General features: G+C 71.4%; 9 protein-coding genes. 7 read left to right on the top strand and 2 right to left on the bottom strand.

The window, feature by feature from the left end; genetic code table 11:
* Together MKK69_RS08505 and MKK69_RS08500 are read right to left on the bottom strand one after the other, a co-directional pair.
* On the bottom strand, positions 1-227 hold a 227-nt coding region (locus tag MKK69_RS08505), incomplete at its 3' end, for an iron-containing alcohol dehydrogenase (protein WP_243967339.1).
* Positions 228-278: 51 nt separating this feature from the next.
* Positions 279-1223 (bottom strand): LysR family transcriptional regulator, encoded by a 945-nt coding sequence (locus MKK69_RS08500; protein WP_243967338.1) that lies wholly within the window; start codon positions 1221-1223, stop codon positions 279-281.
* A gap of 111 nt (positions 1224-1334) precedes the next feature.
* Between MKK69_RS08500 and MKK69_RS08495 the strand changes: the two genes are divergently transcribed.
* From MKK69_RS08495 to MKK69_RS08460, 7 genes are all read left to right on the top strand, one after another.
* Positions 1335-2831 carry a CoA-acylating methylmalonate-semialdehyde dehydrogenase gene (locus tag MKK69_RS08495; protein WP_243967337.1) on the top strand — a complete coding sequence of 499 codons (1497 nt, stop codon included), beginning with the start codon at positions 1335-1337 and terminating at the stop codon, positions 2829-2831.
* 207 nt (positions 2832-3038) lie between these two features.
* Complete coding sequence (locus tag MKK69_RS08490) at positions 3039-4184, top strand: acyl-CoA dehydrogenase family protein (RefSeq protein WP_243967336.1); 1146 nt, start codon at positions 3039-3041, stop codon at positions 4182-4184.
* Positions 4181-5242 (top strand): enoyl-CoA hydratase/isomerase family protein, encoded by a 1062-nt coding sequence (locus MKK69_RS08485; RefSeq protein ID WP_243967335.1) that lies wholly within the window; start codon positions 4181-4183, stop codon positions 5240-5242. Before MKK69_RS08490 ends, MKK69_RS08485 begins: the two co-directional genes overlap by 4 nt.
* Before the next feature lie 135 nt (positions 5243-5377).
* Positions 5378-6271 carry a 3-hydroxyisobutyrate dehydrogenase gene (gene mmsB, locus MKK69_RS08480; RefSeq protein WP_243967333.1) on the top strand — a complete coding sequence of 298 codons (894 nt, stop codon included), beginning with the start codon at positions 5378-5380 and terminating at the stop codon, positions 6269-6271.
* The gene (locus MKK69_RS08475) at positions 6268-7047 is read left to right on the top strand and encodes an enoyl-CoA hydratase (protein WP_243967332.1); all 780 of its coding nucleotides are present in this window, start codon (positions 6268-6270) and stop codon (positions 7045-7047) included. Before mmsB ends, MKK69_RS08475 begins: the two co-directional genes overlap by 4 nt.
* Positions 7048-7121: 74 nt before the next feature.
* Positions 7122-8855, top strand: coding sequence for an AMP-binding protein (locus tag MKK69_RS08470; protein ID WP_243967331.1), 1734 nt, complete (start codon positions 7122-7124; stop codon positions 8853-8855).
* Between the two features lie 499 nt (positions 8856-9354).
* A partial coding sequence (locus MKK69_RS08460; RefSeq protein ID WP_243967330.1) for a transglutaminase-like cysteine peptidase occupies positions 9355-9758 on the top strand: 404 nt, incomplete at its 3' end.

Here is a 9758-nt window from a genome sequence, read left to right as displayed (position 1 = left end):
ACGGAGGCGACCGTCGGATCGGGCACCGTGTCGGCGAACACCGTCGCCCTTGTGCCGGCGCTGGCCAGCCGTTCGAGCAGCGCCTCCACGCGGCCGCTGCCGGCGAGGTAGGGGTCGGTGACCACGAAGGGCCGCGACAGGCCGAGCTGGCCGAGCACCTCCGGCAGGAGCCGCGAGGCGCCGGCGCCGACGCGCATCAGCCGGGGCAGGGCGATCGAGGCGACCATGTGTTGCTCCTCCCACCCGGCGCGTGTCCTGGCCTGCCGGGGCGGCCGATCTTAGGGCGCCGCAGGATCGGGCGAAACCGCCGCCGCTGACACGGACGTCCCGGCGAACAGCGCCCCCGCGGCCTCGACCTCGGCGGCGATGAAGCCCGCCACGGCGCGGATATGGGCCGCCTTCCGGTGATCCTCGTGGATGTGCATGTGGAACGAGCGCGTCAGCGAGACCGCCCCGGGCAACACCGGCACCAGCCCGGGATGGGCCGCCGCGATGAATGCCGGCAGCACGCAGAGGCCGGCGCCGCCGAGCGTCGCGTGGACCTGGGCCAGGAGGTTGGTGGAGCGCAGGCGCGCCGTCACCGCGGGCCCCAGGGCGCCGAGGTAGTTCAGCTCGCGGGCAAACAGCATGTCCTCGATATAGCCGACGAAGGGATGGTCCGAGAGATCCGCGACCGCGGCGATCGGCGCCGCCATGGCGCGGTAGGATTCGGCCGCGTAGACGAACAGCCGGTAATCGGTGAGCCGGCGCGCCACCACCCGGGCCTGCTGCGGGCCGGACAGGCCGATCACGATGTCGGCCTCGCGTTTGGACAGGCTGAAGATCCGGGCGGTCGCCATGATCTCGACCTCCAGTCCCGGATGGCGCGCCGTCAGCCGGTGCATCCGGGGGGCGAGGAAGACGCTGCCGAACCCGTCCGGCGCGCCGATCCGCACCGTGCCGGAGACCGTCTGGGCCGCCTCCGTCGCGGCGCTCGCCGACAGGAAGGCGCTCTCCATGGCCTCGGCGACGCCGAGCAGGCTGGCCCCGTCCTCGGTGAGCGCGTAGCCGAGGTTGCTCCGGTGGAACAGGCGGGCGCCCAGCCCCTCTTCCAGGGCGCGGATCCGGCGGCCGACCGTGGTGTGCTCGGTGCCGGTGCGCGCCCCCGCGCCGCTCAGGGTCCCGGTCCGCGCCACCGCAAGAAAGAAGCGCAGGTCGTCCCAGTTGGGCCCCGCCCTGGCCATGGCCGCACTCCGGCTGTGCATCGATGCACAGCGGCTGTAAGCGCATCCGGCTTTATCGCTCAAGCGATCCTGATAGGGTGCCGCAAAATCAAACCCCACAGGGAGGCGCGCATGCGCACGATCGGGCATTTCATCGGCGGCCGGACCGTCGCCGGCGAGAGCGGGCGGTTCGCGGACGTGTTCCATCCCTCGACCGGCGAGGTTCAGGCCCAGGTGGCGCTCGCCAGCAAGGCCGAGCTGCGCGCCGCGGTGGAGAACGCGGCGGCGGCGCAGCCCGCCTGGGCCGCCACCAACCCGCAGAAGCGCGCCCGGGTGATGATGCGCTTCCTGGAGCTAATGCGCGCGGAGCACGATTCGCTCGCCGAGCTGCTCGCCTCCGAGCACGGCAAGACCGTGCCGGACGCCAAGGGCGACATCCAGCGCGGCGTCGAGGTGGTGGAGTTCGCCTGCGGCATCCCGCACCTGCTCAAGGGCGAGTACACGGAGGGCGCGGGGCCCGGGATCGACGTCTACTCCCTGCGCCAGCCGCTGGGCGTGGTCGCCGGCATCACGCCGTTCAACTTCCCGGCGATGATCCCCCTGTGGAAATGCGCCCCCGCTATCGCCTGCGGCAACGCCTTCATTCTCAAGCCGTCCGAGCGCGACCCGAGCGTGCCGATCCGCATCGCCGAGATCTTCTTGGAGGCGGGCCTGCCGCCGGGCATCCTCAACGTCGTGAACGGCGACAAGGAAGCCGTCGACGCCATCCTGGATGACGAAGACATCAAGGCGGTGGGCTTCGTCGGTTCCTCGCACATCGCCGAGTACATCTACGTGCGCTCCGCCCAGACCGGGAAGCGCGCCCAGTGCTTCGGCGGCGCCAAGAACCACATGATCATCATGCCCGACGCCGACATGGGCCAGGCGGTCGACGCGCTGATCGGCGCCGGCTACGGCTCGGCCGGCGAGCGCTGCATGGCGATCTCGGTGGCGGTGCCGGTGGGCGAGAAGACCGCCGATCGGTTGATGGAGCGGCTGATCCCGCGGGTCGAGTCGCTCAAGATCGGCCCGTCGCATGACGGCTCGGCCGATTACGGCCCGCTGGTCACCGCGGAGGCGGTGCGGAAGGTCGCGGGCTACATCGACAAGGGCGTGGCCGAGGGCGCCGAACTCGCCGTCGATGGCCGCGGCTTCAAGCTCCAGGGCTACGAGAACGGATTCTACATGGGCGGCTCGCTGTTCGACCGCGTGACCCCCGACATGACGATCTACAAGGAGGAGATCTTCGGGCCCGTCCTCTCGGTGGTGCGGGCCAGGGATTACGAGGAGGCGCTGGCGCTGCCCTCGACCCACCAGTACGGCAACGGCGTCGCGATCTTCACCCAGGACGGCGACGCGGCCCGGGACTTCACCGCCCGGGTGAACGTCGGCATGGTCGGCGTCAACGTGCCGATCCCGGTCCCGATCGCCTACCACACCTTCGGCGGCTGGAAGCGCTCGGGCTTCGGCGACCTGAACCAGCACGGGCCGGACTCGATCCGGTTCTACACCAAGACCAAGACGGTGACGCAGCGCTGGCCGAGCGGCATCAAGAGCGGGGCGGAGTTCTCCATCCCGACGATGCGGTAGGCGAAAGACCCTCCCCCCCCTGCGGGGGAGGGTGCCCTGCGGATGCGGGGCGGGAGAGGGGAGCGACGGTGCAGGACGGGGCGCTGGCCTTCACGTCCGCTCCGCCCCATCCTGAAGCCGGGTTCCCCTCTCCCGACCCCCTTCGGGGGCCACCCTCCCCCGCAGAGGGGGGAGGGATTGCCCGTGTGACCTGTTGGAGCCACGCCCATGAGTTTCGGGCTCGACGAGGACCGGACCGCGATCCGCGAGATGGCGCAGGGCTTCGCGGCCGAGCACATCGCGCCGCACGCCCTCGACTGGGACAGGGACAAGACCTTTCCGGTCGAGACCCTGCGGGCGGCGGCTGCCCTCGGCATGGCGGGCATCTACGTCCGTGAGGATGTCGGCGGCTCCGGCCTCTCGCGCCTCGACGCCACCCTGATCTTCGAGGCGCTCAGCACCGGCTGCCCGACGGTCGCCGCGTTCCTGTCGATCCACAACATGTGCGCCTGGATGATCGACGCCTACGGCGACGACGCCCAGCGCCGGCGCTGGCTTCCATCCCTGATGGGCATGGAGACGATCGCCAGCTACTGCCTCACCGAGCCCGGCTCCGGCTCCGATGCGGCCGCGCTCCGCACCCGCGCCGCGCGGGACGGCGACCATTACGTGCTCACCGGCGAGAAGCAGTTCATCTCCGGCGCCGGCGTCAGCGACCTCTACGTCTGCATGGTCCGCACCGGCGAGGCCGGACCCGCGGGCATCTCGGCGCTGGTCGTCGAGAAGGGCACGCCGGGCCTGTCCTTCGGCGCGGAAGAACGGAAAATGGGCTGGAACGCCCAGCCGACCCGTGCGGTGCGCTTCGACGGCTGCCGGGTGCCGGTGGCCAACCGCCTCGGCGCGGAGGGCCAGGGGTTCCGCATCGCCATGAGCGGGCTCGACGGCGGGCGCCTCAACATCGCCGCCTGCTCCCTCGGCGGCGCGCAGGCGGCCCTCGACAAGGCGCTCGCCTATATGGGCGACCGCCGGGCCTTCGGGGCGAAGCTCACGGACTTCCAGGCGTTGCAGTTCCGGCTCGCCGACATGGCGACCAGCCTGGAGGTGTCGCGCACCTTCCTGCGCCACGCGGCCTCCGCGCTCGACGCCAAGGATCCCGCGGCGACGCAGCTCTGCGCCATGGCCAAGCGCCACGTGACGGATGCCGCCTTCCAGGTTGCCAACCAGGCGCTCCAGCTCCACGGCGGCTACGGCTACCTCGCCGAATACGGGGTGGAAAAGATCGTCCGGGACCTGCGCGTGCACCAGATCCTCGAAGGCACCAACGAGATCATGCGGGTGATCATCGCCCGCGCGCTGACCGGGGGACGGCGATGAGTGACGTGATCGTCGAGCGGGTCGGCGCGCTCGGGCGCCTGCGCCTCGACCGGCCGAAGGCGCTCAACGCGCTCACCCACGGCATGGTCCTCGAGATCGACGCCGCCCTGAACCAGTTCTCCGCCGATCCCGGCCTCGCTGCGGTGCTGCTGACCGGGGAGGGCGAGCGCGGCCTCTGCGCGGGTGGCGACCTGCGCAGCCTGTACGACAACCCCGGCACCGTCTTCGCGGAAGCGTTCTGGCGGGACGAGTACCGCCTCGACGCCCGCATCGCGGCTTACGAAAAACCGTTCGTCGCCGTGATGGACGGCATCACCATGGGCGGCGGCGTCGGCCTCGCGGGACACGCCGCCCACCGGGTCGTCACCGAGCGCTCCCGGGTCGCCATGCCGGAGACCGGCATCGGCTACCTGCCGGATGTCGGCGGCACCTGGCTGCTGCCCCGGGCGCCGGGCGAACTCGGCACCTATCTCGGCCTGACCGGCGCGGCGGTCGGGGCCGCCGATGCGATTCCGTGTGGGTTCGCCGACGCGATGGTGCCCACGCGGGCGCTCCCCGACCTGATCGACGCGCTGTCCGCATTGCGGCCCAATGCCGGGCACGCGGGCGTGCGGGACGTGATCGCGCGCCTCGCCCGAGATCCGGGCCCGGCGCCGCTCGCGGCCCACCGGGCGGTGATCGACCGCTGCTTCGCCTTCGACAGCGTGGACGAGATCCTGTCGGCCCTGGCGGCGGATGGCGCGGACTTCGCGGCGGCGACCCGGAAGACTCTGCTGACCAAGGCGCCGTCGAGCCTCGTCCTGACGCTGCGCCTGCTGCGCCTCGGCCGCGCCGCCCCGAACCTGGAGGCCTGCCTGGAGCGCGAGTTCCACGCCTCATTGGCGGTCCTGGCGGAGGGCGATTTCCGCGAGGGGATCCGCGCGGCAGTGATCGACAAGGACAAGACCCCCCGCTGGAACCCCGCGAGCCTCGACGCGGTCGATCCCGCCCCGATCGCCCGGTGGCTGGAGACGCGGGCGGAGCCGGTTTTTCCGGGGTCGCGGACGGGGCCGGCGTGATGACGCGCCGCTCGTTTCCCAACCGCGCCGTCCCTCCCCCCGCAGAGGGGGGAGGGACGGCGCATGGGGGATCCGGTCCGCTTTCAGGATGAGGGCGCGGGTGGAAACGGCGATCAACAACGCAGGGAGGACGGGATGGCACAGACCATCGGGTTCATCGGTCTCGGCAACATGGGCGGGCCCATGGCGGCCAACCTCGTGAAGGCGGGGCACAGGGTCCGCGGGTTCGACCTCGCGCCGGCCTCCCTCGAGGCGGCGCGGGCCGAGGGGATCGTGGTCGCCGGCTCGGCGCTGGCGGCGGCCGAGGGCGCGGATGCCGTGATCACCATGCTGCCCGCCGGGCGGCATGTGGTCGAGGTCTGGACGCAGCTCGCCGATTCCCTGCCCGCCGGCACCCTGCTGATCGATTCCTCCACGGTGGATGTCGAGAGTTCGCGCAAGGCCCATGGCCTCGCCGAGGCCCGGGGCTGCCTGTCCGTGGACGCGCCGGTCTCCGGCGGGACCGGCGGCGCCAAGGCCGGGACCCTGACCTTCATGGCCGGGGGCGCGGATGCAGCCTTCGCCAAGGCCGAGCCGCTTCTGAAGGCGATGGGCAAGAATGTGTTCCATTGCGGCGCCGCCGGGGCCGGGCAGGCGGCCAAGATCTGCAACAACATGATCCTCGGCATCTCGATGATCGGCGTCAGCGAGGCTTTCGCCCTGGGCGAGAAACTCGGCCTGTCGCACCAGGCGCTCTACGACGTGGCCTCGGTCTCCTCGGGCCAGTGCTGGTCGCTGACCACCTATTGCCCGGTGCCGGGCCCGGTGCCGACCTCGCCGGCCAACAGCGGCTACAAGCCGGGCTTCGCCGCCGCGCTGATGCTCAAGGACCTCCGGCTCGCCCAGGCCGCCGCCCTCGCCTCCGGGGCGGCGACGCCGCTCGGCGCCGAAGCCGCCCAGATCTATGGGCTGTTCGAGGGTCTCGGCCACGGCGGCGAGGACTTTTCCGCGATCATCCATATGCTGCGCGGACAGGGAGGTGAGTCGTGACCGAGTCTTACGAGACGATCCTGACGGAGCGGCGCGGACGGGTGCTGCTGATCACCCTCAACCGCCCCAAGGCGCTCAACGCCATCAACGCCCAGCTCACCGCCGAGGTGATCCGCGCGGCGACCGCGGCGGATGCCGATCCGGGGATCGGCTGCCTCGTCCTCACCGGCTCGGCCAAGGCCTTCGCGGCCGGCGCCGACATCAAGGAGATGCAGCACGCCACCTACGCCGAGATGTACGCGGGCGACCGGTTCGGCGACTGGGAGCGGTTCACCGCCGTGCGCAAGCCGATCCTCGCCGCGGTGGCGGGCTACGCCCTCGGCGGCGGCTGCGAGCTCGCCATGATGTGCGACATCATCCTGGCCGCCGACACGGCGCAGTTCGGCCAGCCGGAGATCAAGCTCGGGGTCATGCCGGGAATCGGCGGCAGCCAGCGGCTGACCCGGTTCGTCGGCAAGGCCAAGGCCATGGAGATGTGCCTGACCGGCCGGATGATGGACGCCGCCGAGGCCGAGCGTTCGGGCCTCGTCTCCCGGGTGATCCCGGCCGACCGGCTCCTCGACGAGGCGATGACGGCGGCCGAGACCATCGCGTCGATGTCGCTGCCGATCGCCATGATGACCAAGGAGGCGGTCAACCGCGCCTACGAGACCACGCTCGCGGAGGGCCTCCGCTTCGAACGGCGGGTGTTCCATGCCATGTTCGCCACCCGGGACCAGAAGGAGGGCATGGCCGCCTTCGTGGAGAAGCGGCCGCCCCGGTTCGAGAATATCTGACCGTGGCCTTGCCGCTTCGGGGCGGGCGGGGGAAAGGCTGACAGATCGAACAAGACTTCGACGGGGGAACGACCATGCCCAGCTTCCGGGAGGCCCGCGATCTTTTGCTGGCCCACCGCACCGATTATGCCGCCGCAGTCTCGGCCTTCGCCTGGCCGGATCCGGTGCCGTTCAACTGGGCGCTCGACTGGTTCGACGCCGAACTCGCCGGCCCTGAGAGCCGCGACCGCGACGCGCTCCGGATCGTCGAGGCCGGGAGCGGCGTGGAGCAGCGCTTCACCTTCGGCGAACTCGCGGCGCGGTCCAACCGTGTCGCCAACCACCTGCGCGGGCTCGGCCTGAAGCGCGGTGACCCCCTGCTCCTGCTGCTCGGCAACGTTCCGGCCCTGTGGGAGACCATGCTGGCGGCGATGAAGCTCGGCGCGGTGGTCATCCCGGCGACCACTTTGCTCACCGCGGACGAACTCGCCGACCGGCTCGCCCGCGGCCGCCCCCGGGCGATCGTGGCCGGGCCGGAGCAGGTCGCGCGGTTCTCGGGCCTCGACACGGGCGACGCGATCCGCCTCGTCACCGGGCCCGCGACGGGGGACTGGGGCGCCTATGAGGACGCCCACGGCGCGTCCGAGACTTTCGCGCCCGACGCGCCCACCGGGGCCGACGATCCGCTGCTCCTCTACTTCACCTCCGGCACCACGGCGAAGCCGAAGCTGGTGCGCCACAGCCACCGGTCCTATCCGGTCGGGGCGCTCTCGACCATGTACTGGCTCGGGCTCCAGCCGGGGGACGTGCATTGCAACGTCTCCTCGCCGGGCTGGGCCAAACACGCGTGGTCGTCGTTCTTCGCCCCCTGGAATGCCGGCGCGACCATCCTGGTGATCAATCAGGCGCCGTTCAACGCCGCCGCCCTGCTGACGCAGCTGGAGCGCACCGGCGCCACCACCCTCTGCGCCCCGCCGACCGTCTGGCGGATGATCATCCAGGAGGACCTCACCGGGAAGCAACTCACGCTCCGCGAGGTCTGCGCGGCGGGCGAGCCGCTGAATCCGGAGGTGATCGAGCGCGTGCGGAGCGCCTGGGGCCTCACAATCCGCGACGGCTACGGCCAGACCGAGACCACGGCCCTGATGGCCAACAGCCCGGGCCAGCCGGTGGTGCCGGGCGCCCTCGGACGACCCCTGCCGGGCTACCGGGTGCGCGTGCTGGACGCCGACGGGGAGCCGGCCGCCGAGGGCGAGGTCTGCCTGGACCTCGGCGCGCACCGCCCCGCCGGCCTGATGCAGGGCTACGACGACGGCCAGGGCCACCTCACGGGGGCGGATGGCAGCCTCTACCGGACCGGCGACGTCGCCTTCGTGGACCGGGCGGGCTGCTACACCTTCGTCGGCCGGGCCGACGACGTGTTCAAGTCCTCAGGCTACCGGATCAGCCCGTTCGAGCTGGAGAGCGTGCTGCTCGAGCACCCGGCGGTGGCGGAAGCCGCGGTGGTTCCGATCCCGGACCCGATGCGCCACACCATCCCGAAGGCCTACGTCTCCCTGGTGGCGGGGGCCTCGCCCGGGCCGGAGACGGCGCTCGACATCTTCCGCTTCACCAACGCGCGGCTCGCCACCTTCAAGCGCCTGCGCGGGCTCGAATTCGTCACCGACCTGCCCAAGACCATCTCGGGCAAGATCCGACGGGTGCAACTGCGCCGTCTGGAGCATGACGGCGTGACCGAGGACCCGCACCGGGGCCGGGCATACACCCAGGCGGATTTCCCGGAGCTTAAGGGCGAGGCGGAGCGCAAGCTCGACCAGACCGCAGGGTGAGGGGCGCTTCCCTTGCCGGCGTGCCGGGAAGATCGCAGATCATGCCGACCGGGACGCGCGAGAATCAGGGGTGATGGCCGAGACGTCAACGCCGGACTCGCTCGATCGCGCCGGGCCGCTCACGCGGGCGTTCCGCGCGATGGACGCGTCACAGACGTTCGTCGCCGAACCGAAGATGCGGGGATGGCCGCGGCGGCGACGCTGGAGCGGGACCGTGCGCTCGCGCCCTGGCAGATAGGCCTTGCCGGGATGGCTGCCGGCGCCGCGTTCTTCGGGGCCGGAGCGGCCTTCGTGAAGCGTCCCGGGACCTGATCGAACGGTCAAGGTTTACACCCTCCAAACCCGATGCGGCGCATTCGCGGCGCTTCTCAAGCCGCCCGTCGACGGTGTCGGGCGAGAGCCGGGTGCCGTCGGCGAATCGATAAAATTGCGCGCAACCGCTTCAGCGCCGCGGAGGCTCTGCGGCGCAATCCTGGCCTCGACAACGGGGACGGGTTCGATGGCTGCGGGGCTTCTCAGGACGGTTCGGGTGACCCTCGCCGGGGCGCTGGTTCTGCTCGGCCTCGCGGCGACCGCCGAAGCCCAGACGCTGGCGAGTTTGCCCTTGGAGGTAGGCGCCCAGGTGCTCGGCGATGCCAAGCCGATCGCGGCGTGGGTGACGTTCTGCCAGAGCTACGGGGCGGAGTGCGCGGTGGACCGGAGCGAGCCGGCGCGGATCAGCCTGACGGCGTCGACCTGGGCGACGATCGTGTCAGTGAACCGGCGGGTCAACAAGGCGGTCGAGCCGATGACCGACCAGGATCACCTGCACGTGGCCGACCGCTGGGACCTGGCCGAGGACGGCATCGGCGACTGCGAGGATTTCCAGCTGCTCAAGCGCCACCTGCTGGCCGAGGCCGGCCT

Origin of the sequence: Methylobacterium sp. J-026 (assembly GCF_022829585.1) — a bacterium.
Taxonomy (GTDB): Bacteria; Pseudomonadota; Alphaproteobacteria; order Rhizobiales; family Beijerinckiaceae; genus Methylobacterium.
The sequence above is the reverse complement of the archived record's forward strand: the minus strand, read 5'-3'. Positions and strand labels throughout refer to the sequence as shown.

Excerpts from the sequence above, each read along its gene's own strand:
- MKK69_RS08500 (WP_243967338.1), bottom strand. The coding sequence starts at position 1,223 with ATGGCCAGGGCGGGGCCCAACTGGGACGACCTGCGCTTCTTTCTTGCG.
- MKK69_RS08495 (WP_243967337.1), top strand. The coding sequence starts at position 1,335 with ATGCGCACGATCGGGCATTTCATCGGCGGCCGGACCGTCGCCGGCGAG.
- MKK69_RS08490 (WP_243967336.1), top strand. The coding sequence starts at position 3,039 with ATGAGTTTCGGGCTCGACGAGGACCGGACCGCGATCCGCGAGATGGCG.
- MKK69_RS08485 (WP_243967335.1), top strand. The coding sequence starts at position 4,181 with ATGAGTGACGTGATCGTCGAGCGGGTCGGCGCGCTCGGGCGCCTGCGC.
- mmsB (WP_243967333.1), top strand. The coding sequence starts at position 5,378 with ATGGCACAGACCATCGGGTTCATCGGTCTCGGCAACATGGGCGGGCCC.
- MKK69_RS08470 (WP_243967331.1), top strand. The coding sequence starts at position 7,122 with ATGCCCAGCTTCCGGGAGGCCCGCGATCTTTTGCTGGCCCACCGCACC.